21 protein-coding genes are annotated in these 26,886 nt (G+C 62.5%); 10 read left to right on the top strand and 11 right to left on the bottom strand.

What is annotated here, in order from left to right:
- A partial coding sequence (locus tag HW452_RS16035; protein ID WP_224107108.1) for an NAD-binding protein occupies window positions 1-145 on the bottom strand: 145 nt, incomplete at its 3' end.
- Window positions 146-321: 176 nt separating this feature from the next.
- Here HW452_RS16035 and HW452_RS17760 point away from each other — a divergent pair.
- From HW452_RS17760 to HW452_RS16005, 6 genes are read left to right on the top strand one after another with little or no spacing between them, the layout of a single operon-like run.
- Window positions 322-435, top strand: a complete 114-nt coding sequence (locus HW452_RS17760; RefSeq protein WP_425348117.1) for a potassium-transporting ATPase subunit F — start codon at window positions 322-324, stop codon at window positions 433-435.
- A 9-nt stretch (window positions 436-444) separates the two neighbouring features.
- On the top strand, window positions 445-2,136 hold the full coding sequence (kdpA, locus tag HW452_RS16025) for a potassium-transporting ATPase subunit KdpA (RefSeq protein ID WP_224107106.1): 1,692 nt from the start codon (window positions 445-447) through the stop codon (window positions 2,134-2,136).
- A gap of 10 nt (window positions 2,137-2,146) precedes the next feature.
- Window positions 2,147-4,183 (top strand): potassium-transporting ATPase subunit KdpB, encoded by a 2,037-nt coding sequence (gene kdpB, locus HW452_RS16020; RefSeq protein ID WP_224107105.1) that lies wholly within the window; start codon window positions 2,147-2,149, stop codon window positions 4,181-4,183.
- Window positions 4,184-4,194: 11 nt separating this feature from the next.
- Complete coding sequence (gene kdpC, locus HW452_RS16015) at window positions 4,195-4,860, top strand: potassium-transporting ATPase subunit KdpC (protein ID WP_224107104.1); 666 nt, start codon at window positions 4,195-4,197, stop codon at window positions 4,858-4,860.
- A 4-nt stretch (window positions 4,861-4,864) separates the two neighbouring features.
- Window positions 4,865-7,549 carry a sensor histidine kinase gene (locus HW452_RS16010; RefSeq protein ID WP_224107103.1) on the top strand — a complete coding sequence of 895 codons (2,685 nt, stop codon included), beginning with the start codon at window positions 4,865-4,867 and terminating at the stop codon, window positions 7,547-7,549.
- Window positions 7,539-8,261 (top strand): response regulator, encoded by a 723-nt coding sequence (locus HW452_RS16005; RefSeq protein ID WP_224107102.1) that lies wholly within the window; start codon window positions 7,539-7,541, stop codon window positions 8,259-8,261. The genes HW452_RS16010 and HW452_RS16005 overlap by 11 nt, the downstream gene beginning before the upstream one ends.
- Here the strand turns inward: HW452_RS16005 and HW452_RS16000 are convergent.
- Window positions 8,258-9,745: a TrkH family potassium uptake protein gene (locus HW452_RS16000; protein ID WP_224107101.1), complete on the bottom strand. Its 1,488-nt coding sequence runs from the start codon at window positions 9,743-9,745 to the stop codon at window positions 8,258-8,260. The two genes, HW452_RS16005 and HW452_RS16000, sit on opposite strands and share 4 nt — an antisense overlap.
- A 329-nt stretch (window positions 9,746-10,074) precedes the next feature.
- On the opposite strand from HW452_RS16000, the gene zwf reads away from it, so the two are divergent.
- The 4 genes from zwf to HW452_RS15980 all read left to right on the top strand — a co-directional run bounded on the left by zwf (window position 10,075) and on the right by HW452_RS15980 (window position 14,745).
- The gene (gene zwf / locus HW452_RS15995) at window positions 10,075-11,580 is read left to right on the top strand and encodes a glucose-6-phosphate dehydrogenase (protein WP_224107100.1); all 1,506 of its coding nucleotides are present in this window, start codon (window positions 10,075-10,077) and stop codon (window positions 11,578-11,580) included.
- A 1-nt stretch (window position 11,581) separates the two neighbouring features.
- Window positions 11,582-12,247, top strand: coding sequence for a 6-phosphogluconolactonase (pgl, locus tag HW452_RS15990; RefSeq protein WP_224107099.1), 666 nt, complete (start codon window positions 11,582-11,584; stop codon window positions 12,245-12,247).
- 35 nt (window positions 12,248-12,282) lie between these two features.
- A complete protein-coding gene (locus HW452_RS15985; protein WP_224107098.1) occupies window positions 12,283-12,945 on the top strand; it encodes a bifunctional 4-hydroxy-2-oxoglutarate aldolase/2-dehydro-3-deoxy-phosphogluconate aldolase in 663 nt (220 codons plus the stop codon).
- Between the two features lie 210 nt (window positions 12,946-13,155).
- On the top strand, window positions 13,156-14,745 hold the full coding sequence (locus tag HW452_RS15980; protein WP_224107097.1) for a solute:sodium symporter family transporter: 1,590 nt from the start codon (window positions 13,156-13,158) through the stop codon (window positions 14,743-14,745).
- Window positions 14,746-14,877: 132 nt separating this feature from the next.
- Here the strand turns inward: HW452_RS15980 and HW452_RS15975 are convergent, their stop codons facing one another.
- From HW452_RS15975 to HW452_RS15935, 9 genes are all read right to left on the bottom strand, one after another.
- On the bottom strand, window positions 14,878-15,759 hold the full coding sequence (locus tag HW452_RS15975) for an SMP-30/gluconolactonase/LRE family protein (protein ID WP_224107096.1): 882 nt from the start codon (window positions 15,757-15,759) through the stop codon (window positions 14,878-14,880).
- Window positions 15,756-16,364 (bottom strand): 2-dehydro-3-deoxy-6-phosphogalactonate aldolase, encoded by a 609-nt coding sequence (locus tag HW452_RS15970; RefSeq protein ID WP_224107095.1) that lies wholly within the window; start codon window positions 16,362-16,364, stop codon window positions 15,756-15,758. Before HW452_RS15970 ends, HW452_RS15975 begins: the two co-directional genes overlap by 4 nt.
- Entirely contained in the window at window positions 16,361-17,338 is a 978-nt protein-coding gene (locus HW452_RS15965) for a 2-dehydro-3-deoxygalactonokinase (protein WP_224107094.1), read from the bottom strand. The genes HW452_RS15970 and HW452_RS15965 overlap by 4 nt, the downstream gene beginning before the upstream one ends.
- Before the next feature lie 26 nt (window positions 17,339-17,364).
- The gene (dgoD, locus tag HW452_RS15960) at window positions 17,365-18,513 is read right to left on the bottom strand and encodes a galactonate dehydratase (RefSeq protein ID WP_224107093.1); all 1,149 of its coding nucleotides are present in this window, start codon (window positions 18,511-18,513) and stop codon (window positions 17,365-17,367) included.
- Between the two features lie 39 nt (window positions 18,514-18,552).
- The gene (locus HW452_RS15955) at window positions 18,553-19,299 is read right to left on the bottom strand and encodes a FadR/GntR family transcriptional regulator (RefSeq protein WP_224107092.1); all 747 of its coding nucleotides are present in this window, start codon (window positions 19,297-19,299) and stop codon (window positions 18,553-18,555) included.
- Window positions 19,300-19,434: 135 nt separating this feature from the next.
- Window positions 19,435-20,403 carry a glucokinase gene (gene glk, locus HW452_RS15950; protein ID WP_224107091.1) on the bottom strand — a complete coding sequence of 323 codons (969 nt, stop codon included), beginning with the start codon at window positions 20,401-20,403 and terminating at the stop codon, window positions 19,435-19,437.
- Window positions 20,400-22,292 carry a phosphogluconate dehydratase gene (edd, locus tag HW452_RS15945; protein ID WP_224107090.1) on the bottom strand — a complete coding sequence of 631 codons (1,893 nt, stop codon included), beginning with the start codon at window positions 22,290-22,292 and terminating at the stop codon, window positions 20,400-20,402. Before edd ends, glk begins: the two co-directional genes overlap by 4 nt.
- A gap of 188 nt (window positions 22,293-22,480) precedes the next feature.
- A complete protein-coding gene (locus HW452_RS15940; RefSeq protein WP_224107089.1) occupies window positions 22,481-25,618 on the bottom strand; it encodes an efflux RND transporter permease subunit in 3,138 nt (1,045 codons plus the stop codon).
- Between the two features lie 10 nt (window positions 25,619-25,628).
- Window positions 25,629-26,684 carry an efflux RND transporter periplasmic adaptor subunit gene (locus tag HW452_RS15935; protein ID WP_224107088.1) on the bottom strand — a complete coding sequence of 352 codons (1,056 nt, stop codon included), beginning with the start codon at window positions 26,682-26,684 and terminating at the stop codon, window positions 25,629-25,631.
- Window positions 26,685-26,886: the final 202 nt, after the last annotated feature.

Raw genomic sequence — 26,886 nt, 5'->3', positions numbered from 1 at the left:
TCACGGTGCGGATATCGAGCTTGGTGTGCAGCTCGCGCAGTTTATTGGCGTCCGTGTCGACCACGGTGATGTCGTTCTCCTCGCGGGCGAGGTGCTCCGCCAGGGTGCCGCCGACCTGGCCGGCGCCAAGAATGATGATTTTCATGACGATAGAAGCACTCGTGCAACAGGTGAAAGGACAGGATGAAAGGGATAGTCACCCATTCCCGGTGAAGCTGTCGAGAGCGCTTGCCCGCCAATAACGCCCGCAGGGGCGTTTTTTTACGCCTTTTTAACGCCGAGCGCCGCAAACGGCATCGAATTTTTACGCCGGCTCTCTCTATGCTCGATGCGTCAATCACAGGAGGCGCATTGATGAATATCGTACTGCTGATCATCGCGACGGTTACGGCCACGTATCTGTTCTACGCATTAATCTGCCCCGAGCGTTTCTAGGAGATCGCCATGAACGACATGATCGCCATTTACGCGCTGGTGGCGCTGCTCGGCGTGCCGCTGGGGCTCTACATGGGGCGGGCGCTGGGGAGCCGGCGAACCCGGATGGATGCGCTGTTTGCCGTCATCGAAGCCCCCATCTACCGCCTGGCAGGTATCGACAGCCATCAGAGCATGACCTGGCAGGCCTATGCGCTGGCCATCCTGAAGCTTCATGCCGGGCTGATCCTGCTGGCCTGGCTGGTCTTCATGTTCCAGGGCGTGCTGCCGCTGAACCCGGATGGTATCGCTGGCATGCCTTGGGATACCGCGCTGCATACGGCGGTATCGTTTGCGACCAACACCAACCAGCAGCACTACTCGGGCCAGGCACAGCTTTCGCACCTGAGTCAGACACTGGCGATTGTCACGCTGCAGTTTCTGACTCCGGCCACGGGGCTTGCGGTGCTGGTGGCCATCGCGCGCACGCTGTTGGTCAAGCGCGGCGCCAGCGTGCTCAAAGGCGTGGGCAACTACTACCAGGACCTGACTCGCAGCGTGGTCCGCGTTCTGCTGCCCCTGGCCGTCGTGGTGGCGCTGCTGCTCACCTGGCAGGGCGTACCGGCAAGCTATCAGGCAGCGCCTCAGGTTGAAATGCTGGATGCCCAGGTCGAGGAGGTACAGTCCATCCCGCTCGGGCCGGTGGCCTCCATGGTCGCCATCAAGCAGCTGGGCACCAACGGTGGCGGCTGGTACGGACCCAATTCCAGCGTGCCGCTCGAGAACCCCACGCCGCTTGCCAACGTGGTTGAAACCGCCTCTTTGACGCTGATTCCTGTGGCGCTGCTGTTTGCCATTGCCCTGATCAGCGGTCGCCGGCGGCTCATGCTGGGGGTGGGGGCGGTGATGCTGGCGTTCTCGCTCGTCTCCACCTCGGTGGTGGTCTACTCCGAGCGGATGCCCAACGCCGCGCTTATCGAGCTTTCCCAGCCCGGGGCCAACCTGGAGGGCAAGGAGCTGCGTTTCGGCACCGACCTTTCCGCGCTGTGGGGCAGTTGGACCACCCAGACCTCCAACGGCTCGGTCAACGCCATGCACGACAGCTTCAACCCCATGGGCGGCATGATGCTCTTGATGGACATGTTCGTGAACGTGACCTTTGGTGGCATAGGCGTGGGGCTGATCGGCTTCTTTCTCTACCTGATGCTCGCCGCCTTTGTCGGCTCGCTGATGGTCGGCCGGGCGCCGGAGCTTTTCGGCAAGCCTCTGGAGACCCGGGAGATGCGCTGGATTTCCCTGGCGATTCTGGCCCAGCCGCTGGTCATTCTGGGGCTTTCGGCGCTCACGGTGGCCATGCCCGGCGCCGTGCAGAACTCGAATCCCGGTTTTCACGGCCTGTCTCAGGTGCTTTACGAATTCACCTCGGCCTTTGCCAACAACGGCTCCGGTTTCGAGGGGCTGGGTGACGACACGCCCTGGTGGAACCTTGCCTGCGTCGTGGCGCTTCTGATTGGCCGTTTTCTGCCCATGCTGGTGCCTCTGGCCGTGGCCGGGTGGCTGGCGGGCAAGCGCACCGCTCCTGCCGGCCGGGGCACGCTGCCCATGGACAGCCCGGCGTTCATGGGCCTGACCGCCGGGGTGATCGTGATTGTCAATCTGCTGGGCTTTTTGCCGGTGCTGGTGCTGGGCCCCATTGCCGAAGCCGCCGTGCAGGGCTTCTAGGAGAAACGAGATGTCAGATACACAGTTAGCCGACAAGCCGCGCCGTTCGCTGCCCGTGGGGCAGGTGGTCACTGGCGCGATCAAGGGTCTGGCGCCGCAGCTTCTGGCCCGCAATCCCGTCATGGCGGTGGTCGCCATTGGCACCGTAGTGTGCCTTGCGCTGACCCCCGTGGCCTTTGCCCAGGGCGAAAACGGTGGCTTTGCCCTGACCATTGCGCTTTTGCTGCTGGCCACGGTGCTGTTCGCCACCGGCGCGGAGTCGCTGGCGGAATCCCGCGGCAAGGCGCACGCCGGGGCATTGCGCAAGACCAGGGGGGAGCTCACCGCGCAGAAACTCGATGCCGATGGCTCGACGCGCCCCGTATCCGCCGATTCCCTGCGCCGCGGCGATAAGGTAAAGGTGATGGCCGGTGAGCTGATTCCGGCGGATGGCGACATCGTCGAGGGCGCGGCGTCCATCAACGAATCCGCGGTGACCGGCGAGTCCGCCCCGGTACTGCGTGAAGCCGGAACCGATAACAGCGGTGTCAGCGCGGGGTCCAGGGTGCTGTCGGATCAGTTGATCATCGAGGTGAGTGCCAATCCCGGCGAGTCGCTGCTGGATCGCATGATTGCCCTGGTCGAAGGCGCCAGCCGCCAGAAGACGCCGTCGGAACTGGCGCTGTCGGTGCTGCTGGCCATGCTCACCCTGGTGTTTTTGATCGTGGTGGTCACCCTGGTGCCCATGGCCGCCTTTGTCGGCGTGGAAACGTCCACGGTGATACTGGTGGCGCTGCTGGTGTGTTTGATTCCCACCACCATTGGCGGGCTGCTGCCGGCCATCGGCATTGCCGGCATGGAGCGCGCCCTGCGCGCCAACCTGGTGGCCAAGTCGGGCAAGGCCGTCGAGATTGCCGGCAGCATCGATACGCTGCTGCTGGACAAGACCGGCACCATTACCCTGGGGGATCGCCGCGCCACGGAGTTTGCCCCCTGCCAGCAGGTATCGCGCCAGCGCCTGCGGGACGTGGCATTCTTGACCTCACTGGAGGACCCGACCCCGGAAGGCCGCTCGATTGTCGCGCTTGCCACCGAGCAGGGCGTGGATCGTCAGCTCAGTGAAGAGGCCGATGGCGCCACGTTCGAAGCCTTCAGCGCCCAGACCCGGCTATCCGGCGTTGATCTCACGAGCGGACGCACGCTGCGCAAGGGGGCGCCCAACGCCATCGCCGCCTGGGTGACGGCCCAGGGCGGCGAGATACCCGGCGACTACGAGCAGGTGATTGCACGTATTTCTCGAGACGGCGCCACGCCCATCGCCGTGGCCGAAGGCAGGCAGCTGCTGGGCGTGGTGGCCCTGTCTGACGTGATCAAGAGCGGTATTTCAGAGAAGTTTGCCGAGCTGCGTGCCATGGGCATCAAGACGGTCATGATCACCGGCGACAACTCGATCACCGCCTCGGCGATTGCCGCCACGGCAGGGGTGGATGACTACATTGCCGAGGCGACCCCGGAGCGCAAGCTGGCGCTGATTCGCGAAGAGCAGGCCAGCGGCCGCCTGGTGGCCATGGTGGGGGACGGCACCAACGATGCCCCGGCGCTTGCCCAGGCCGATCTTGGTCTGGCGATGAACTCGGGCACTCAGGCCGCCCGCGAAGCCGCCAACATGGTGGATCTGGACTCCGACCCCGGCAAGCTGATCAGCGCGGTGGAAATCGGCAAGCAGCTGCTGGTGACCCGGGGAGCGCTGACCACGTTTTCGCTGGCCAACGACGTCGCCAAGTACTTCGTCATTCTCCCGGCGCTGTTTGCCGCGAGCATCCCGGCGCTTGGCGTGCTGGATGTGATGCATCTGCACTCGCCCACCTCGGCGGTGCTGGCCGCGGTGCTGTTCAATGCGCTGATCATTCCGGCACTGATTCCCTTCGCCCTGCGCGGGGTGTCGGTCAAGGCGGCCTCGGCCACCGAGCTTCTGCGTCGCAATCTGTTCATCTATGGGCTCGGCGGGCTGCTGCTGCCGTTTCCTGCCATCAAGCTGCTGGACATGCTGATCGCCCTGTTCCTCTAGGAGAAACATCGATGAAAACCGTCGAGAACGTCGCGCAAGAAACATTACACGTGAAGGACGAGGCACTTCAGACACGCGCCTCCTGGAGCAGCGCGCTGCGCTTTCTGGCCGTGATGGCCGTGCTGCTGGGGCTTGCCTACCCCCTGGCCACCACCACCGTCGGCGGCTGGCTGTTTCCCGAGCAGGCGGGCGGCAGCCTGATGCGGGATCCTTCGGGAAGGGTCATCGGCTCCCGCCTGGTCGCCCAGACCTTTGTCGGTGATGGCTACTTTATCGGCCGCCCCTCCGCCGCGGGTAACGATGCGGCCAGCGTATCCGGCTCCAATCTGGCACCCGGCAACGCTGCGCTGCGCGAGCGGGCCGAGGCAGACGCCCAAACCATTGCCCGGCGTGAAGGTGTCAGTGTCGATCAGATACCGGTCGATCTGATTACCGCCTCCGGTTCCGGGATTGACCCGCATATCTCGCCGGAAGCCGCCAGACTCCAGGTGGCAAGGGTAGCGCAGGTGCGCCAAATCGACGAAGCTAGCGTGACCGCACTGCTTGAGCCCGCCCTTGAGAATACCGGCTGGCTGGGGGCGCCGGTGATCAACGTGCTGCGGCTGAACGCAAGCCTTGATGAACGCTACCCGGCGGCCTCGGGTGAGGACGATAGCCCTTCAAACACCGTGGAGTGACACGATGTACTCAGTGGATCAACGGCCCGATCCCGATGCGTTACTCAAAGCCGCGCGCCGGGAGGCGCGTGGCTGTTTGCGTGTATTCCTGGGCGCCGCTCCTGGCGTCGGCAAGACCTACACCATGCTTCGCACCGCGCGCGAGCGCATGGAAGAGGGCGAGGATATCGTGATCGGCGTGGTCGAGTCCCACGGGCGTGCCGACACCGAGGCGCTGTGCGAGGGGATGGCGCGCATTGCGCTTTCGCCTTTGCAGCACCACGGACGAACGTTTCACGAGTTCGATCTCGATGCCGCCCTGGCGCGGCGCCCCGGCATTCTGCTGGTGGATGAACTTGCCCATCGCAATATCCCCGGCAGCCGTCATGCCAGACGCTATCAGGATATCGAGGAGCTTCTGGACGCGGGCATCGATGTGTGGACCACGGTCAATGTCCAGCATCTGGAGAGCCTCAATGACGATGTCGCCCGGATTACCGGTATTCGCATGCGCGAAACCGTGCCCGATACGCTGCTCGAGCGCGCCCGCGATGTATCGTTGGTTGACCTCACTCCCGACGAGTTACTCGAGCGCCTGAGGCGTGGCAAGGTGTACATCCCCGAGCAGGCTCGGGCCGCCATGGAGGGATATTTCAACGAGTCGAACCTCAACGCGCTGCGCGAGCTGGCCATACAGACCATGGCCGAGCGGGTCGATGCCGATGTCAAGGTCGCCATGGACGCTGGCGGCCGGCCGGGGCCCTGGCCGGTCAGGCCGCACCTGGTCGTGGTCATCAACGGCGGTGACGAGGATATATCGCTGGTGCGCGCGGCCCACCGGATGGCCGAACGGCGTCTGGCGGTGTGGCGCGCCGTCTATGTAGACAGGGGCGACGACCGCGCCGGCGAGCAGCTGGCGGTTGAACAGACCTTCAGCCTGGTGGCCCGATTGGGCGGTGATTCGCTACGTCTGCAGGGGCAAAGTGAACTGAGTGAAGTGCTCAATTACGCCCGCGCCATCAATGCCACCACGATCGTGGTGGGGCGCAAGGCTCGGCGCCGCGGATGGCCATGGTCGCGGCCACTGGCGCAGAGGCTGCTGGCCCGCGCCGGCGCATTCGATATCGTCGTGGTGGCCAAGGGGAGCGGCAATCGCCGTCGGCCGCTGCGCCGTCTGGGTTTACGGCTGCGTCCTCCTCAGTTCATTGCCACCAGCCTGGGCGTGGCGGCATCGCTTTGCGTGGCGCTTTTGCTGGAGCCCTGGCTGGAGCTTGCCAATCTGTCGCTGGTGTTTCTGGCCGCGGTTCTGTTCAGCGCCGTATGGGCAGGCACCACCATGGCCATGTTCAGCGCTGTGGCCGGTTTTCTCGCGTTCAATTTCTTCTTTACCCAGCCGCGCCTGACCTTTGCGATGGTGGAGCGCGGCCAGCTGCTGACGGTGGTGCTGTTCTTTCTGGTGGCCCTGGTGGTGGGCCAGCTTGCCGGGCGCGGGCGGCAGCGACTCATGGCGCTGCGCGCAAGCCGTGACCAGACCCGGCTGCTGCTGCGCTACGCCGAGCAGCTCTCCATGGCCACCGACAGCGGTGGCGTTGCCAAGGTGGGGGTGGATACCCTGGTGGACTGCTTTGCGGTGCCCACCGCCTTTCTCGAGAGCGCCGAAAGTGCCAGCGAAGTGCGCGTATTGCACGCGCTGCCGGCCTCCGAGCACCTGGACATCACCGCCCGGCAGGCCGCGGTATGGAGCTGGCAGCACCAGAAACCCAGCGGACGAGGCACCCAGACCCTCAGCCAGCAGGCCTGGCGCCTGACGCCGTTGACCGTGCAGGGGCAAGGCGTGGGCATGCTGGCGCTCAAGCTGTCGGCGGCTCCCAAGGCCTTGAGCCACGAGCAGGAAGCGCTGATGGATACCTTGGTGCGCCAGCTCAGCATGGCGCTGGAGCGTACCCGCTTGGTGGCCGAGCTCAACGCCACCCGGGTGTCCGAGGAGAACGAGCGGCTGCGCTCGGCGCTGCTTTCCTCGGTCTCCCACGATCTGCGCACGCCGCTTGCCTCGATCATCGGGGCGACCAGCTCGCTGATCGAGCTCAAGCCACAGCTCAGTGACAGTGACCAGCGCGAACTGCTCGACGGTATCCTGTCCGAAAGCGAGCGGCTCAACCGCTATATCCAGAATCTTCTGGACATGACGCGCCTGGGGCACGGCACGCTCAAGCTCGAGCGTGACTGGGTGGCGTTCGAGGACCTGATCAACTCGGCGCTCAAACGCCTGGAGCACTCCTTGAAGCACGTCACGGTGCGCCGGTCGTGGCCTGCCTCCCTGCCGCTCTTGTACGTTCATCCGGCGCTGATCGAACAGGCGCTGGTCAACGTGCTGGATAACGCCCAGCGATTTTCACCGCCGGGTGGGGAGCTTTATATCAAGGCGCATCTGCGTGAGGCAGAGCCCGCGACGCTGGTCATCACCATCGAGGATCAGGGGCCGGGTATTTCGCACGATCTGCGTGAGCAGGTATTCGACATGTTCTACAGCGGTGGCGATGGCGACCGCAGCGCTCACGGCAGTGGTCTGGGCCTTGCGATCTGCCGCGGCATGATCGGCGCGCACGGCGGTTCGATCAGTGCCGATACTGCAGAAAGCGGGCGGGGCACCGCCATCATCATTGCCCTGCCACTATTGGAGACCGACCCAAGGAGAGCCGATGAAGAGTGAAGGCAGCACACGCATTCTGATCGTTGACGACGAGCCGCAGATCCGACGCTTTCTGCGTATCAGTCTGGCGTCCCAAGGGTATGCGGTACTTGAAGCCGAGAACGGCGAGCAGGCGCTGGGGGCGGTGTATACCCAGGCGCCGGACGTGGTGCTGCTCGATCTCGGGCTGCCCGACATGGATGGCCATGAGGTGCTGCGCGGGATCCGTGAGCACAGCAGCGTGCCGGTGATCGTGGTCTCCGTGCGTGACCGTGAAGAGGAGAAGGTCAGCTCGCTGGATAACGGTGCCAACGACTACGTGACCAAGCCGTTCGGTATTCAGGAGCTTCTGGCGCGTATCCGCGCCGTGCAGCGTCAGGTGCTGCGGGCGAAGGGCGAGGCAGTCGCCAGCTGCTATGCAAGCCAGGGGCTCGCCATCGATCTTGAGCTTCGCCGGGTAGCGCTGAATCAGGTGCCGGTGCACCTTACCCGCAAGGAGTTCGCGGTGCTGGCCCGCCTGTGCCGCTATGCGGGCCGGGTGGTGACCCAGACCCAGCTACTCAAGGAGGTGTGGGGACCGACCCACGTGGATGATACCCACTACCTTCGCATCGTGGTCAGCCGGCTGCGCCAGAAACTCGGCGACGACCCCCAGACGCCGGTACTGCTGCAGACCGAAGCCGGGGTAGGGTATCGGCTTCTGGTGGAGCCCGTGCGTGCGCAAGCCATCTAGCGGCGCCAGAACATCGGTGTCATCAGTACCACCACGGTGAGAATTTCCAGGCGGCCCATCAGCATGCCGATGCACAAGAGCCACTTCGCCGCATCCGGCAGGCTGGTGAAGTTGCCGGCGGGGCCAATGGTATCGCCAAGCCCCGGGCCCACATTGGCCACCGCCGTGGCCGCGCCGCTCAGCGCCGTTACCAGGTCCAGCCCCAGTGCGGAAAGTGCAAGCGCCAGTGCAGCAATGGTGATGAAGAAGAAAAAGGAAAACGCCACCACGCTTCTGGAGATATCACTGGTAACCGGCTGCTGGTTATAGCGCGTGGTAAATACGCCGTTGGCATGGATCAGATAGCGCAGCTGGTTACGCAGCATCAGCATGGCAATCTGAAAACGGAAAACCTTCATGCCACCGCTGGTGGAGCCGCTGCAGCCCCCGACAAAGGTCAGGTAGAAAAACGCCACCACCGGCAGCGAGCCCCACAGCGTGTAATCGTCCGAGGCGTAGCCGGTGGTGGTGACAACGGAAATCACGTTGAAGGTAACGTGGGTGAGCGACACGAACCAGTGATCGCCCTGAAGCACCCGCCAGGCGCTCAGGATCAGAATCGCTGCCAGCAGCAGCTTCAATAGCCCGCGTACCTGCTGGTCCTTCCACAGCGCGCTGCGTGAGGTGCGGATAAAGCGGATATACAGCACGAAGGGCAGCGCGCCGCTGAGCATGAAGGCGCTTGCCATCCACAAGAGCCAGGGCTTTTCCGAATAAGCGCCGAAGGAGGCGTCGGAGTTGGCAAAACCGCCCGTCGAAAGCGATGACATGGCGTGCACGATGGCGTCCAGCGGGCGCATGCCGCCTAGCCAGTAGCAGGCCATGGCCAGCAGGGTCAGGGCCACATAGACGCTCAAGGTCGCCTTGGCAATACCGCCTGTTCGCGGCATTACCTTGTCCGACCAGTCGGAGGATTCGGTATGAAAAAGCCGCATGCCGCCCACTTTCAGAAACGGCAGAATGGCGATACCCATCACGATAATGCCGATGCCGCCCATCCACTGCATCAAGCCTCGCCATAGCTTCAGGCCATCGGAGAGGTGCTCGATACCCACCATCACCGTCGAGCCGGTGGTGGTAATCGCAGACACCGATTCAAACACGGCGTTGGTAATGCTCAGTTGCGGCGCGCCCAGAATCAACGGCAGGCTTGCAAACCCGGTGATGCTGACCCAGCTCGACGCGGTCAGAACGAACATCTGCCAGGGGCGCAATTCAAGCGAGACACCGCGGGTCAGCAACCAGGCGAGAAGCGTAGCGCCCACCACCATCACGATGGACAGGCCAAAGGCGGCGGCGTCCGGGTCACCTTCCAGAAGCAGCACGAGCCATGGCAGGGTCATGAACATGGCCAGTACCAGCCAGAGTACCGACATGATCTTGAATATCTGTGCCCAGTTTCGATAGGTTTCCTGATAGTGGAGCCGGCCGGAAGAAATGGTCATTGATCCGCTCTTGAGTTATGCCAAGGGTCAGTTGGCTATCTCATCACGACTGTTGACTGACGTCCGTAAAATTCTCCTAAAAAAATGTATAAGCATGATATCCAGGCGACTCTTCAAGCATATGGCCCGTCGGTAGCGGCGTTAGAGTAGAGGGCGTAAAGTAAATGCGCGCACCATATTCAGATGGTGGCCACCCTGATCGCTGTCAAAACCGGCAGCCTGGTTTTTTTGTAGTAAAATTACATTTAATATTGCGCTTTGTGCCGCTTTTTAGATAGGTTTTAGGTAATCTAACAACTCAAGCGGTTTGGCGATACATAGGAGCAGAGATGAGCAAGTCATATGCCTCTCCAGGCGCCCCGCTAGGCGGACGTGACCATGCCATTGATTTGGCGCTGTTCGGGGCGTTGGGCGACCTTGCCATGCGCAAGCTGTTTCCTGCCTTGTACCACCTGGATCGTGAAGGCCTGATGCCGGAAACTACGCGCATTCTGGGGCTGGCACGCCAGGAGCACGATGTAGCGGCCTTTCGTCAACTGGTCAGTGCTGCGCTGCGCAAGCGGCTCAAGGAGAGCGAGGTAGATGAAGCCAGCATCGAGCGTTTTCTCGAGCGCCTGGACTATCGTCAGCTCGACTTCACCACGGCTGAAGGGTATGACGCCATTCGCCAGTGGCGCGAAGGGGCCGAACGCCCCATGGTGGTGTACCTGTCCGTGGGCGCACGTATCTACGGCGACATCTGCCACAACCTGCATGCCAGCGGCAGCCTGGATGACGATACCCGCGTCGTGGTGGAAAAGCCCATCGGCTACGACCTTCGCTCGTCCGAGCAGATCAACGACGCCATCGGCGCCGTGTTCCCCGAGTCGCGGGTATATCGCATCGACCACTACCTGGGCAAGGAAACGGTGCAGAACCTGATTGCGCTGCGGTTCGCCAACCCCTTGTTCGGTACCCAGTGGAACCAGAACCATATCTCCCACGTGGAAATTACCGTGGCCGAGAAAGTGGGTATCGAAGGCCGCTGGGGCTATTTCGACGATGCAGGCCAGCTGCGTGACATGGTTCAGAATCATCTTCTGCAGTTGCTCTGCCTGATCGCCATGGACCCGCCTTCCAACCTGGATGCCGACGCCATTCGTGACGAGAAGGTCAAGGTGCTCAAGGCGCTCAAGCCGTTTACCGGCGAAGCGCTGGGCCGTGACGTGGTGCGCGGGCAGTATATTGCCGGTACCAGCGATGGCCAGTCCGTGCCCGGTTACCTGGAAGAAGAGGACGCCAACACCGAGAGCCAGACCGAAACCTTCGTGGCCATGAAGACCGAAGTGGCCAACTGGCGCTGGGCCGGCGTGCCGTTCTACCTGCGCACCGGCAAGCGCATGCCGGAAAAGCTCTCGCAGATCGTCATTCACTTTCGCCAGCAGGCGCACTATATCTTCGACCCCGACCAGCGCGGCATCGCCTCCAACAAGCTGATCATTCGTCTGCAGCCGGAAGAAGGCATCGCGCTTCAGGTACTCACCAAGGACAGCGGCCTGGACAAGGGCATGCGCCTGCGCCCTGGTCCGCTGCACCTGGATTTCAACAGCGCCTTCCCCAAGTCGCGGATTCCCGATGCCTACGAACGGCTGCTGCTGGAGGTCATGAAAGGCCAGCAGTACCTGTTTGTACGCCGCGATGAGGTCGAACACGCCTGGCGCTGGTGCGACCAGCTGATCGAAGGCTGGCAGGCGCGCGAAACGCCGCCCCGGCGCTATCCGGCAGGCTCCTGGGGGCCGGTGGCGTCCATTGCCATGATTACTCAGGATGGCCGCAGCTGGTACGAGGATTATTGATATGACCCAGGCACGTCAACAGCTTGCCGAGCAGCTGGCCGAAGCGGTAGCCAAGGCCCTTGAGGAAGATCTAGGACGCCAGGAACGCGTGCTGCTGATCGTTTCCGGCGGCTCGACCCCGGTTCCCTTTTTCCAGGCGCTGGCGGCCAAGCCGCTTGCCTGGGAGCGGGTTGATATTACCCTTGCCGACGAGCGCTGGGTGGATGCCGAAAGCTCCGACAGCAACGCAAGGCTGGTACGCGAGAACCTGCTTCAAGGCAACGCGGCCGCTGCGCACTTTGTGCCGCTGACCTCAAGCGCTTCGACCCCGGAAGAGGGGGTGGCGGAAGTGGCCCGGCGCACGGCAGGGCTTGCCTGGCCGGCAAGTGTGATCATTCTGGGCATGGGCGGCGATGGCCATACGGCATCGCTGTTTCCGGATAGCCAGGAGCTTGGCCTGGCACTGGCCACCGACGAGCCGCTGGTCGCCGTGCGCACGCCCAGCCAGCCCCAGCCGCGCATTACCTTTTCCGCGGCCCGCCTGCACCAGGCGAGCCGGCATATTCTGCACATAACCGGCGATGACAAGCGCACCGTACTGGCCAGCGCCCTGAGCGGTGACGATGTCCGGCAACTGCCGATACGTGCTTTTCTGTCCTGCCCGTTGGCGATTTACTGGGCGCCATAACGATCATTCAACAACAGGTTACCTGGAGACACGCCATGCCCATTGATAAACAGCTGCCCTCAACGCGCACCGCCGAACTCGACAGCATCTGCTACAAGGCCGAAGTGATTCCGGTCATCACCATCGAGCGTCTTGAGGATGCCGTGCCGCTAGGCAGAGCGCTCGTCGAAGGCGGCTTGAGCGTGCTGGAAATCACCCTGCGCACCGACTGCGCGCTTGATGCCATCAGGCGCATGAAGAAGGAACTTACCGGCGCCAGCATTGGTGTTGGCACTGTGCTGACACCAGCCCAATACCGTCAGGCTGAAGAGGCAGGTGCGGATTTCGTGGTAACGCCGGGCGCCACCGAGGCACTCTACCGCTACGGCGTCGAAAGCCCGGTGCCCATGCTGCCGGGGGTTTCCACCGTCTCGGAGCTGATGACCGGCTGGCAGTACGGCTATCGTCGATTCAAGTTCTTTCCCGCCGAATCCAGCGGTGGCGCCAAGGCGCTCAAGGCCTTTGGTGCACCGATCCCCGGCGCACAGTTTTGCCCCACCGGCGGTATTACCGTGGATAACGCCGAATCCTACCTGTCGCTGCCCAACGTGATGTGCGTAGGCGGCTCTTGGCTTACGCCCAGCAAGCTGATCGAAGCCGAAGATTGGGACGGCATTCGCAAGCTGGCACAGGAAGCCGTCGATCGTTTTCACCGGTAGCCTCGCCAGGCGCCATCGAATCTGATCATGAAGACCGGGCAGACATCCTCTGCCCGGTTTTTTCATGGCGGGAATTCACTGGCCGGTACGACCAAAGATGGATAACCAGTTAATCATTGGCTCCTTTAAACTTGCGTGAATATGTCAGACATTTAGATGCGCTCAGGCTGGTGCAATGAGCGATGACAAGAAACAAGGAGCAGCCACTTTATGCTTACTCTCGCGTCTTTCCTGTTCTTTACAGGACTGGTTGCCTTCATCACCTGGCGTATCACGCATCGGGATGACCATTCGAGTACCAGCGGCTACTTTCTGGCCGGGCGTTCGCTGACCTTTCCGCTGATCGCCGGCTCACTGCTGATGACCAACCTTTCCACCGAGCAGATGGTCGGCTTGAATGGCGCCGCCTTCGCTGATGGCTTGAGCGTCATGGCCTGGGAAGTGGTGGCAGTCATTGCCCTGGTGGCGCTGGCGCTGTTTTTCCTGCCGCGCTTTCTGAAAAGCGGTATCGCCACGCTGCCTCAGCTGCTGGAAATTCGCTTTGATAAAGACACGCAGCTGATTACCAACATCATCTTCCTGATCGCCTATGCAGTGATTCTGCTGCCCATCATTCTCTACTCCGGCGCCATTGGGCTGCAGGGCATGCTGGATCTGCAGGGGCTGACCGGCATTCAGTCCTCCACGACGCTTTTATGGCTGACGGTGTGGATCGTGGGCATCATCGGCGCGGTTTACGCCCTGTTCGGCGGGCTGCGCACGGTAGCGGTATCCGACACGCTCAACGGTATCGGTCTGCTGGTCGGTGGCTTCGTGATCGTCTATTTCGGCCTGCAGGCGGTCAGTGGGGGCGCCGGCATCATGGAAGGCTGGAGCATTCTCAAGGAGAGCGACCCGGAAAAGCTCAACTCCATTGGTGGCGCGGAGCAGCAGGTGCCGTTCTTCACCCTGTTTACCGGCGTTTTCCTGATCAACCTGTTCTACTGGAGTACCAACCAGCAGATCATCCAGCGCACCTTTGCCGCCAAGAACCTGGCCGAAGGGCAGAAAGGCGTGCTGCTGACCGGCCTGTTCAAGCTGCTGGGCCCATTGTACCTGGTGCTGCCGGGCATCATCGCCTACCACCTGTATGCCGACCAGGGCGTGCGCGCCGATGAAGCCTACGGCCATCTGGTGTTTCACGTGCTGCCGCCTTACCTGACCGGGTTCTTTGCCGCGGTGATGGTCGGGGCCATTCTCTCCTCGTTCAACTCGGCGCTCAACAGTACCACCACCATCTTCAGCCTGGGTATCTACAAGGGCGTGCTGAACAAGGACGCCACGGAAGCGCAGGTGGTCAAGTCCGGCAAGGTGTTTGGCTGGATCATGGCGATCATCACCATGATCATCGCGCCGCTGCTGGCCGGGCAGGATAGCCTGTTTGGCTATCTGCAGAAGATGAACGCGATCTACTTCATCCCCATTCTGGCCGTCGTCATCGTCGGGCTTCTGACCAAGCGCGTACCGCCCATGGCGGCCAAGATTGCGCTGGTGGGCGGCTGCCTGCTGATTGCCGCAGGTTACTTCGTGCCGCCCTTTACTCTGCTACCCCAGGTGATGCACGAGTTCCACTTCGTGGCGCTGGTGTTTGCACTGCTGGTGATAACCATGCTGATCATCGGCAAGCTGCGCCCTCGGGAAACCGACTGGGTACAGGAGCATACCGGCGATGTCGACCTCACCCCCTGGAAGGGCGCAGTACCGGCGGGTATCGTGCTGGTGGTGCTGGTGATCGTGATGTACGTAAGCTTTGCGGGTTAATTCACAAGCTGAATGACCCGAGCTTGAAGTCGAGCTGTCAATAAGCCCCGCGAGCGCTAAAACTCGCGGGGCTTTCTGTTGGTGAAGGGGGGGAGTTTGTTGGTGAAGGGAGCGTAGTCGAAAGCCTGCCGGCTAGGCCAACTGCAGGGGCGGCTCGGCAAGGCCGGCAACGCCGGTTTCCACTCGGTATAGCGCGCCGGCGGTGGGCGTTTCGGCAAGCTTTTCCGAGCTCAAGCCTTCCCGCGCCGTGGTGATATACAGCGTCTTGAGATCATCTCCCGCAAACACCGGGCAGGAGGGCTGGTCAACCGGCAGCGCGACGCGTCCGATGATCTGGCCCTTTTCATCTAGACGCACCACTTCGCCGGCGCCCCACAGTGAAAGCCAGAGGCAGCCTTCGCTATCCATCACCGCGCCATCCGGGCTGCCCGCGTGGGTGGAAAAATCCGCAAAGCACTCGGGCTCGCCCACGGGCCAGCCGTTTTCGTCCAGCGCCCAGCGCATCACCTGCCCGGTGGGCGTATCGGTGAAGTAGGCGTGGTCATCGGCAGAAAAGCAGATCGAGTTGGGAATGGTCAATCCGGTACGCAGGATCACAAGCTCGCCGCGATAAAGCCGGTAAAGGCTGCCTGCCTTCGGCTCGGCGTTCTTGCCCATGGTCGAAAGCCACAGGCCGCCGTGACGATCTACCCGCGCATCGTTGCTGCGTGTGACCGGGTTGTCGGCTTCGAAAGCACACAAGTGGGTGTGAGTCTGGCGCTCGGTGTCGAAAAGAGCGAGGCTTCGTTCGCCCACAAGCAGCAGCCGGCCGTCACTCACGGGCGCGGCGCAGGAGACCATCTGGTCGAGCGTTACGCTTTCATGGCGAGCCGTGGCCGGGTCGAGCCAGTGCAGGCGCTTGCCAAGAATGTCGCACCAGTAAAGCCGGTTTTGCGCCGCGTGCCACTGCGGGCCTTCGCCCAGCTCGCAGCGTGAATCCACGGCAAGTTCGGCTTTCCAGATAAAGGGACTCATGGTGTCTCTCCCGCTTCCCAGGCGGCGACCAGCGCCTTGGCCTGGCGGCCGACTTCCTCAGGTGTCTGGCCCGGTGTATACAGCGCGCTCCCAAGCCCTGCACCATCAATACCGGCTGCCCGCCAGGCGGCAAAGTTGTCGACGCCAACACCACCCACCGCGTACAGCAGCGTACCGGCTGGCAGTACTGAGCGCATCGCCTTCATGCCTTCGATGCCTACCTGTACGGCCGGGAAGAGCTTCAGGCCGGTGGCGCCTGCGTCTATCGCGTCATAGGCTTCAGAGGGGGTCATGATGCCCGGCCAGCTGGCCATGCCCAGGTGACGCGTTTCCTCGATCACGCTGGGGCGGCAGTTGGGCGATACGATCAGGCGTCCGCCAACGTCATGTACTTCGCGCACCTGCTCGGGAATCAGCACCGTACCGGCGCCAATCACGGCGTGCTCACCCAGGGCTTCAGCCAGCATGCCGATACTGGTGAACGGGTCGGGGGAATTGAGCGGCACTTCAATATAGGTAATGCCTGCGGCAAGTACCTCGCGGGCAATCTCCACCACTTCATCAGGTGTCACGCCTCGTAGAATGCCTATCAAGGGCAGTGTCATAGTGACTCTCCATTGTCAGTGAGCGCCCGGTGGGCAAGGCGCAGGCCAGCCAGCACCGCGCTGTTTCCATCCAGGTGTGTCGCCGGGTAGCCAATGGCGTCTAGCGCCACGCGATAGCGGCGGCAAAGTGCCGGGTTACCTATCAGTGTAACGGGTTCGTCGCCAGGCTGCTCCCGGCAGGCATCGCTCAGCTCGAGGCCGATGGCAAGCCCTGAAAGCCTGGCGGAAAGAACCGCCAAGCGGGCGCTGCCCGAGGGCAGGCGGCTATCCAGCAAGTCCTGGGCGCGCAGCCCGAACAAACGGCTGCTGAAGGCCTGCGGGGCAGCATGGGCCTCAGCCACGGCTCGCGTAAAGGCAGCCTGGCAGGCAGGGTCGTCAAGATCGTCACTACCTACCGAGTGCTTGAGCACCGACTGGTCCGCCAGCAACTGATAAAGCTCGCCGGTAAGATACGTGGTGAACTGGGTGACCGCGCCAGATTCAAGCGTGGCCCATTTGGCATGGGTGCCGGGCAGGCAGACACGCCCTGAAAAATCAGGTTTTTCGGCGACCAGGCCGGCAAGCTGGGTCTCCTCGCCGCGCATGACGTCAAAATGCGGGTGGCTCTGGCTCAATCCCGGCAGCAGATGAACTCGAAGCCGCGTGCCTTCAAGGCGCGGTGACACGGCCCCCTGGCTGAGCTTTCGAAGGGCGGCGGGCACCGGCAGGTAGGCGGCTTCTCGCCAGCCCTGACGAGCGCCGGCCATGCCACATACCACCACATCCGTCTGGCCGCTGTCAGGCAGCCAATCCTGCACCAGGCGCAGGAGCTCGGCTTCGTAGCGCTCGGGTGCAAGGGCAAGCATGCCTTTGTCGCTGCCGGCGTCGGCCATCACCTGGTCCTGGGCATCCATTGCCCAGGCGCGCAGGTTGCTGGAGCCCCAGTCCACCGCTATCCAGGCAAGCTCGCGCCTTGAGGTGTCATTGCTGTGCATTGGTCTGCTTCCCTGTCATTGCGGGCCTACCACTCGGCGATGGAGCCATCGTCGTGGGTCCATACCGGGTTGCGCCAGCGGTGGCCGGTCTTGGCGCGCTCCTCGACAAAGGCTTCGTCGATCTCGACACCCAGCCCGGGGCCTTGTGGAATGGCGCAGAAGCCGTCGGTTATGCTCAGCGCCGTTTTATCCACCAGGTAGTCCAGCACGTCATTGCCCTGATTGTAGTGAATGCCCATGCTCTGCTCTTGAATAAAGGCATTGTGGCTTACCGCATCGAGCTGGAGCGAGGCGGCCAGCGTCAGCGGCCCCAGCGGGCAGTGGGGGGCGAGGGCCACGTCATAGGCTGAGGCGAGCGATGCGATCTTGAGACCTTCACTGATGCCGCCGCAGTGAGAAATATCCGGCTGGATGATATCGATCATGCCGTCGGCCAAAAGGTCGCGGAACTCAAAGCGCGTGTGCAGCCGCTCGCCGGTGGCCAGCGGATAGCCAAGCCCGCCGGCAATATCCTTGAGACACGGCAGGTGCTCCGGCGCTACCGGCTCTTCGACGAACATCGGATGAAACGGCTCCAGTTCACGCAAGAGCGCCTTGGCCATGGGGCGGTGCACACGGCCATGAAAGTCGATGCCGATGCCTACATCCGGCCCCACCGCTTCGCGCGCTTCACGCACCCGCGCCACGGCTTCGTCAACCTTGCGGTGGGAATCGACAATCTGCATTTCCGGGGTGCCGTTCATCTTGAACGCGGTAAAGCCTTTCTCGACCAGCGCCTTGGCGCCCGCGCCCACGTCACTGGGCCGGTCGCCGCCGGTCCAGGCGTACATGCGCATCTTGTCGCGCACCGCCCCGCCCAGAAGCTGGTGCACGGGCACGCCCAGGTCGCGCCCCTTCAGGTCCCACAGCGCCTGGTCGATACCGGCGATGGCGCTCATCAGAATCGGGCCACCGCGATAGAAACCGGCGCGGTACAGTGTGTTCCAGAGGTGCTCGATACGGTGCGGGTCCTGGCCGATCAGGTAGTCGGCAAGCTCGTGTACGGCAGCTTCCACGGTGGCGGCGCGGCCTTCGATGACCGGCTCGCCCCAGCCATAGCAGCCTTCGTCGGTCTCGATTTTAAGAAACAGCCAGCGCGGCGGTACCTGCCAGGTTTTAAGGCGCGTGATTTTCATGCGATGCGTTCCTTGTGGTGGGCCGTAAGGCGGCTCGCGTTACAGGGTGTTTGAAGACGTATCAGCCACGATGCCCAGATCGACGGCGGTGCGTCGCAGCACTTCGCGGGCTGCGGTTTCGGCAGCGGCCACATCGCCTGCCTTGATGGCATTCAGCACGTGGCCATGGCGGGCAAGGCTGTCGTCGAGGGTTTCGATAGCGTGCTGGGAGCGATGCACCAGGGCCATGATGGAGGGGCGCAGTAGATAGCCCATCTGCCGCCAGACCAGGTTATGGGTCGCCTGGTAAATCACGTCATGAAAGGCGACATCATGCTCGATATGGTGAGCGCGAGCATCGGGCTGCTTCGCCGTTGCCGAGCGCTGCATGCCGGCAAACGCGGCTTCAAGACGCTGGATATCCTCGACGCTGGCCGACTGGGCGGCCAGACCCGCGACCAGCGGCTCGGCAGAAAAGCGAAACGCGTAGATGGCTCGCACGAGCTTGGGGTCAATATCCACAAGCCCGCTCATCCATTCGCTCATCAATGGGTCGAGCAGATGCCAGTCGCTCATGGCGCGCACTCGGGTGCCACGCCCGGCGGTGCGCTCGAGAAGGCCGGCACCTGAAAGACTCGCCAGCGCGTTACGCACCTGGTTGCGGCTGACCGAAAAATGCTGGCTGATATCCAGCTCTTTGGGAAATAGGCAGCCCGGCTGCCAGTGCCCCGCCAGCAAGGCACGAGCCAGCAGGCGGGCCAGGTTCTCGGCCCCGCCGGAGTGGGTGGGTAAGGCATCCAGCGTCATGGCGCATCTCAGGGTATCCGATGATACCTTGAGCGTATTAAATGTCTGACATTTTGGCAATCAGACCAAAGTTGCCTGCTTGAAGCCGTTATCCATCAAGGCGCAGTGGAAGGCGGGCATCGCCAAGGGCGGGCGTTAAAGCACTTCCTCGTTATGCAGCGCTTCAGCGGCCCCGAGCAGCCCCGTCCAGGGGTGAGTGACCACCCAGATCGGAATATCTGCGTTGTAGGCGTGCATGCGGCCCTTGTTGGTAAATGCCTCGCACAGCTCGCTTTCCGGCAGCCAGTCCAGCAGGCGCGGAACGATCCCGCCACACAGATATACCCCCCCGCGCGCGCCCATGGTCAGGGTCGTGTCGCCACATACGTCGCCAAGAATCTTCAGAAACCGCTGCAGCGCCTGACCAGCAGGCGCGTCGCCCTGCTGAGCGGCCTGGGTGATCGCCGCGGCGGTTTCTAGCCTTGGGTCGATGTTATCGAACCTGCACAGGGCAGTATAGATATCCACGATCCCCTGGCCGCAGAGCAGACGCTCGACGCTGACCCGCGAGTAGCGCGACGCAAGCTCGGCCACGAGCTGGCGCTCGAGTTCGTCGGTGGGCGCGAACGTCACATGTCCACCTTCGGTGGGCAGCGGTATCCAGGCGCGCTGGCCGGGGAAGACCCCCGCCACGCCAAGGCCGGTGCCCGGGCCCATCACCAGGCGCAGGGTGTGGGCCTGAGCATTGCCGGGCTTGACTTCAACCAGGTTCTGCGCAGGCACATGAGGAATGCCCAGCGCCTGGGCGGTAAAGTCGTTGATCACCTTGAACAGCGAGAGGCCAAGCGACTGCTGTACTTCGCCTTTCAAGAACTGCCAGTGGTTGTTGGTCATCTTGACCTGCTCGGCATGCACCGGGCAGGCAAAGGCCAGGCAGGCCTCGACCGGGGCGCTGCTGCCGGTGGCGCCCACCTGGGCCAGATAATCCTGCGCGGCTTCCACCACGCCTGGGTAATCCGCGCAGGGCAGGTTGAGAATATCCTGCGGCGCCGCTTGCCCTGGGGTTACCAGGGCAAAGCGGGCATTGGTGCCGCCGATATCACCAATCAGGGCCGGTCGGCTCATTGGTCTTCCTGCTCGATTTTTTCAAGTTCACGGGCCAGCACGTCAGCTTCGAAGCCGCCGAATACCCCGGCGCCTTCTTCCGCCCGAGTCGCCAGGTGGCGAAAACCGCCAAACAGCTCGCGGCCCATGCCGAAACGACTGTGCTCGAGGTTGGCCTGGGCGAACGGGCGGGCGGCCAGGGTCGCTGAATCCACCAGTACGTTGAGTTCGCCGGTTTCGGCATCCAGGCGCACGATATCGCCATCCTGCAGCTTGGCAAGCGGGCCGCGGTCGACCGCCTCGGGCGTTACATGAATGGCGGAGGGTACCTTGCCGGAAGCGCCGGACATGCGGCCATCTGTCACCAGGGCGACCTTGAAGCCGCGATCCTGGAGCACTCCCAGAAACGGGGTGAGCTTGTGCAGTTCCGGCATGCCGTTGGCCTTGGGACCCTGGAAGCGCACTACCACGATCACATCGCGGTCAAGCTGGCCGGATTCGAACGCCGCTTTTACCTGGTTCTGGTCATCGAACAGCTGAACCGGCGCTTCCACCACGCGGTGTGCCTGCTTGACTGCGGAAATCTTGATCACGCCACGCCCCAGGTTGCCGTCCAGCACGGTCAGCCCACCGGTGGGCGAGAAGGGGGTGCCTACCGGGCGCAGCACGTCCGGGTCCAGGCTTTCGGTCGGGCCTTCGCGCCAGGTGAGCTTGCCATCTTCAAGGAAGGGTTCCTGGGTGTAGGCGGTGAGGTCGGTGCCAAACACCGTGGGGATATCGCCGTGGATCAGCCCGGCGCCAAGCAGCTCGCGAATCAGCAGGCTCATGCCGCCTGCCGCCTGGAAGTGATTCACATCTGCCTGCCCGTTGGGGTAGATGCGCGTCATGCTGGGCACTACCGCGGAAAGCTCGGTGAAGTCGTCCCAGTTGATGGTGATACCCGCGGCCGCCGCCATGGCCACCAGGTGCAGGGTGTGGTTGGTGGAGCCACCCGAGGCCAGCAGGCCCACCATGGCATTGACGATGGCGCGCTCGTCGACCTGCTGGTAAAACGGACGGTAGTTGCCGCTCTGCTCGGTATTGCGAATCGCCTGCTCGGTAGCGTAGCGGGTCAGCGCTTCGCGCAAGGGCGTGCCGGGGTTGACGAACGACGCGCCGGGCAAGTGCAGGCCCATCATCTCCATCATCAGCTGGTTGGAGTTGGCGGTGCCGTAGAAGGTGCAGGTACCGGGGCTGTGGTAGGACTGGGACTCGGCTTCCAGAAGCTCGTCGCGGCCCACCTTGCCTTCAGCAAAGAGCTGGCGCACGCGGGCCTTTTCATCATTGGGCAGGCCGGTGGTCATCGGCCCGCCCGGCACGAACACGGCAGGCAGGTGGCCAAAGCGCGCCGCACCGATGAAAAGCCCCGGCACGATCTTGTCGCAGATGCCCAGATACAGCGCCGCGTCGAACATGTTGTGAGAAAGCGCCACCGCGGTTGCCATGGCAATCACATCGCGGGAGAAAAGCGACAGCTCCATGCCGGGCTGGCCCTGGGTCACGCCATCGCACATGGCGGGTACGCCACCGGCGAACTGGGCGGTGGAGCCCATGCCGCGCGCCGCCTCCTTGATGATGGCAGGGTAGTCCTCGAACGGCCGGTGGGCGGAAAGCATGTCGTTGTAGGACGACACGATGCCCAGGTTGGCGCTGTTGGTCAGCTTGAGGCGGTTCTTGTCGGCAGGTACGTCGCAGCCGGCAAAGCCGTGGGCCAGGTTGCCGCAGGAGAGTTCGCCCCGGTGTACGCCTTGCTTGTGCTGCTCGGCCATGTGGTCTTCATAAAGAGCGCGCCGTAGCCGGGAACGCTCGCGGATACGTTGGGTGACCTCGGCGACGGTGGTATGTAGCGCAGCAGGTGATGAACTCGGCATAGGAACCTCGGCATGAGTGAAACGGCACGGCTTTGTAGTTATTTTACATATTAATACGCCATATTGAGAGTTTTAAAAATAAAGACGAGTCAAATATGTAGTTTTATTACTCTATGTTGGTAAGTGGCCCGTTACTGAAACCAGTATAGCGTATGCGGACGGCCTTACCGGCAAGGCCGCCCGCGAGATCAGCGGTTGTCCACCTCATCGTTGTCGATGCGGAAAAACAGTGCATAGAGCGTAGGTACGGCAATCAATGTCAGTATGGAGGCAAACAGCAAGCCGCCCATGATGGTGATCGCCATGCTGTTGAAGAAGGCATCCCACAACAGTGGAATCATGCCAAGAATCGTCGTTCCCGCGGCCAGAAACACCGGCCGCAGACGGCTGATGCTGGCATCGACCAGCGCGGTGAAGCGCGCGGTGCCCGAGCGTATCTGCTCGTCGATCTCGTCCACCAGCACGATGGCGTTCTTCATCAGCATGCCGGACAGGCTCAGCATGCCCAGAAGCGCGGTGAACGAGAAGGGCAGGCCGGTAATCAGCAAACCGATGACCACGCCGCATACCGACATGGGCACCACCAGCCAGACGATCAAGGGTTGCCTGAGCTTGCCGAACAGCAGAATCGAGGTAAGCACCATGATCAAGAAGCTTATCGGCAACTGCTGGCCAAGCGATTCCTGAGCGTCTCCGGAGTTTTCGTGCTCACCGCCCCACTCGAGCGTGTAGCCCGGCGGCAGTTCGATCGCCTCGATTTCCGCGCGCACGGCGTCAAAGGCTTGTGCCGCGGTATAGCCCTTGTCGGGCTCGGCGCCTACCGTCAGGGTGCGAACGCGGTTGCGCCGTTCGATCAGCGCCTCTTCCGAACGCACTTCGAAACCGTCCACGACCTGGGTGATCGGCACGAACTGCTGCTGCGCTTCGCTGTAGATCTGGCGATCGCTCAACAGCGCCACGTCGTCGCGCTCGGCCTGGGGCGCACGCACGGTGATCGGAATCAAGTGTTCGCCTTCGCGGTAGGTGCCCGCGCGAATGCCGGAGGAGGCGAACATGAGCGTCTGGGCGATATCCTCTCGGGTGACCCCGGCGATGCGTGCGCGCTCCTCGTTGATGATCGGTGCCACGACAAGCTCCTGCTGGCGCCAGTCGATGCGTTCATCGATCAACAGGGGATTGGCCGCCATGAGTCGTCGGGCCTGGTCGCCCAGCTCGCGCAGTACTTCTGGCGAAGGCCCTTGAAAGCGCGCTTCTATATCCGCGCCGTCACCGGGGCCAAACTGCAACCGCTGGGTACGCACCTGGGCATTGGGGTAGCGCTCGTTGAGCTCCTTGTAGAACTCCCGGTCCAGCGCATCGATAGGGTCAAGCTCCTCGGTGCGAATGATGAACTGCGCGTAGGCGGTATTGGGCTGCTCTGGCGAGTAGGTGAGCATGAAGCGCGTCGCTCCCCGGCCGACGAAGCTTGCCACCGACACCACGTCCTCGTGTTCGAGGATGTACGCCTCGATCTCCTCGACATCGCGGATCGTGGCGCGAATGTCCGTGCCCTGAGGCAGTTCATAGTTGATGAAGAAAAGCGGCGTGCTGGAGTCCGGGAAAAAGGACTGCGGCACCAGCGTGAATGCCCACATGCATACCCCGGTGAGCACGACAAGCGCCGAAACGGTGAGAATGCGCACCTTGAGCGCGGCCAGCAGCAGCTTGCGGTAGGTGCGGTAGACGATGCCGCCGCTGCTGTTGTCTTGGCTGTCAGCGTCTTCACTGTTGTCATCTTCGCTGCGTTTCTCTTCGCCTTGCTCTTTTCCTTCTTCCTCTTCTTCCTCTTCTTCGTCCTTTTCCCCTTTCTTGCGCAGCAGGTAGTAGCCAAACAGCGGGGTGACGGTCAGTGCCAGCAGCCAGCTCAGCATCAAGGAGACGAGAATGACGATGAACAGGGAGAACATGAACTCACCGGTGACATCATCGGACAGGCCGATGCCGGCAAAGGCCATGATGCCGATCAGCGTCGCGCCGAACAGCGGCATCTGGGCACGCTTGGCAGCAGCGCTCGCCGCCTTCTTGGCCTTCATGCCGCCCTTGATGTTGGTCACCATGCCTTCGGCCACCACGATGGAGTTGTCCACCAGCATGCCCATGGCGATGATCAAGGCGCCCAGCGAGATGCGCTCCATCTCGATGTTGAAGATACCCATGACGAACAGCGTGCCCAGCACGGTGAGCAGTAGCGTACTGCCCACCACCATGCCGACCTTCCAGCCCATGACCAGACACAGCACGCCGATCACGATGGCCACCGACATGGCCAGGTTGACCAGGAAGTCGTTGATGGCATCGTTGACCACGTTGTGCTGTTCATACAGCGGGTTCAGCTCCACACCCAGCGGAATGCGGGTCTGAAGCTCCTCCATGCGCGCCTCGACCGCCTCGCCGATCTCGATGATGTTATCGGTGGCGATGCCAGCAATACCCAGCGTAAACGCGCTCTTGCCGTTGTAGTGCACGATGTGGTCGGGGATGTCTACCGGTTGGCGATAGACGGTGGCGATATCGGCAAGGGCGACCTGTTCGGTGGTGCCGGGCCGGCCGATGCGAATGGACTCCAGCAGCGTGGTGCTGTCGATGTTCGAGCGCACGACCAGGCGAACCTGGCGGTCACCGGTTCTGAGCGTGCCGGCATCTTCGACGGCGTTTTCGGTCTGAATGGTATTGATGACCTGCTCGATGGGAATGCCCAGCGTCGTCAGGCGCTCGTTGGAGATATCGATGTAGATACTCTCCTCGCGCTCGCCAGCAGTACTCACCCGGGCAACGCCCGGCACGGCGAGCAGCTCGCGCTGCAGAAACGTCGATATATCGCGAATCTCGCGTGTGGAGTAACCCTCGGCGGTAACTGCATAAAACAGGCCATACACTTCGCCGAAGTCATCGTTCACCTGAGAGCCGCTTACGCCCTGGGGCAGCTCTGCCTGGGCGTCGTTCACCTTGTTGCGCAGTTCATCCCAGATCTGGGGCAGCTCGTCGCTTCCGTAGGTGTCCTGGATTTCCACCTGGATCTCCGAGCGACCCGGCAGCGACTTCGAATCGAGCACATCGATCTGGGGCATATCCTGAATGGCTCGCTCCAGGCGCTCGGTGACCTCTTCCTCGACCTCCTCGGCGGTGGCGCCGGGGTAGGGCGTGTTGATGATCGCGTAGGGAATGGTGAAGGAAGGGTCCTCGAGCTTGCCGACCGTATTGAACCCCCAGATGCCGCCGAGCAGGCAGATCACCACGATCAGCCAGGTATTGATCGGCTTTTCGATAGAGCGCTTGGCAATATCCATGACGCCCCCCTTAAAGTGCCGCGTCGAGCGGCTTGACGCGCATGCCGTCGCGCAACAGATGCGCGCCGGTGGCCACTACCCGGCTGCCGGCCTCGAGACCCGCGGTGATCATCACCCGGTCATCGACCATCTCGCCGACGCTGACACGCTGAGGGTGGACCACCCCCTCGTCGGGATCGAATACCCACACCCGGAATTCGCCCGCTTCATCGTTGTCCAGGGCGCTGCCGGGCAGGCTGATCAAGGGACTGTCGATCTGCGCTTCAGGCTTGATGTAGACCGTGGCAGTGGTGCCGGGCAGGGCGATGATGTTCTGGTTCGCTGGGGCGAACTCGGCTTGATAGGTCTGGGCGACTTCGTCGGGCTCGGTAAGATGCTCGCGGTACTCGAGCGGAATGCGCTGGCCCGGCAGGGTGGCAATCTCCGCCTCGGCGCTGAAGTGTCGGCCATTTTCCAGGTGCTGCATCATGGCCTGGGGAATGTTGAAGCGAATGCGCAGCTCCGAGATGTCCTGGATGCGCACGATTTCGGTGTTGGGCGGTACGGTGGTGTAGTTCTCGACCAGGCGCCTTGCGATCAGCGCGTCGAAAGGCGCATTCAGAGTGGTGTATTCAAGCTCCTGGCGGGCGCTGTCGAGCTGGGTTTCAGCGCGCTCGGCCTCGGCGATGGCGGCATCAAGGGCTGCCTGAGACGCTGCGCCCTGGGCGCGCAGGCTGCGCTGACGGTTCAGGTTGCGCCGAGCCTGTTCGTACTCGGCCTCGGCGGCGCGCACCTGCAGCACGTAGTCGGTTTGGTCGAGCCGGGCGATCAGTTCGCCCTCTGGGATCACCGCCCCCTGAACGGCGGGGAACTCGGTGATCCGCCCGCCCACCTGAAAGGCGTAGTTCACGGTGCTCTTGGCATCCACCCGGCCCACGAAGCGCCTACCCGGGTAGACCTCCTGCTGGCTCGCCTCGACGAGCTTGACGACCTGCGCGGGGCGCTCCTGCTGTTCTTCGTCATCACCACAGCCGGTCAATATCAAAGGTGCAATGAGAAAAAGGATCCCTAAAAAAACCGGCTTCATGCGTTGCCTCCCTGCAAGCGGTTAACATGGTTCAATAGTGGTGGTATTACGCCAGCCACCTACTATAGTAGGTGGCTGAAAAAGTGGCGAACAGTCGTTTCATTTTTTTCCAGATGATCGACACTCAAGCGAACTCGCCAAGAGGCCGCGGCCAAGCTTTTAAAAATCAAGGCGATATAAAAGCAAGACGATGAGCAAGGAG

It is taken from the genome of Vreelandella aquamarina, from assembly GCF_020075495.1.
GTDB lineage: Bacteria > Pseudomonadota > Gammaproteobacteria > Pseudomonadales > Halomonadaceae > Vreelandella > Vreelandella aquamarina_A.
The sequence above is the reverse complement of the archived record's forward strand: the minus strand, read 5'-3'. Positions and strand labels throughout refer to the sequence as shown.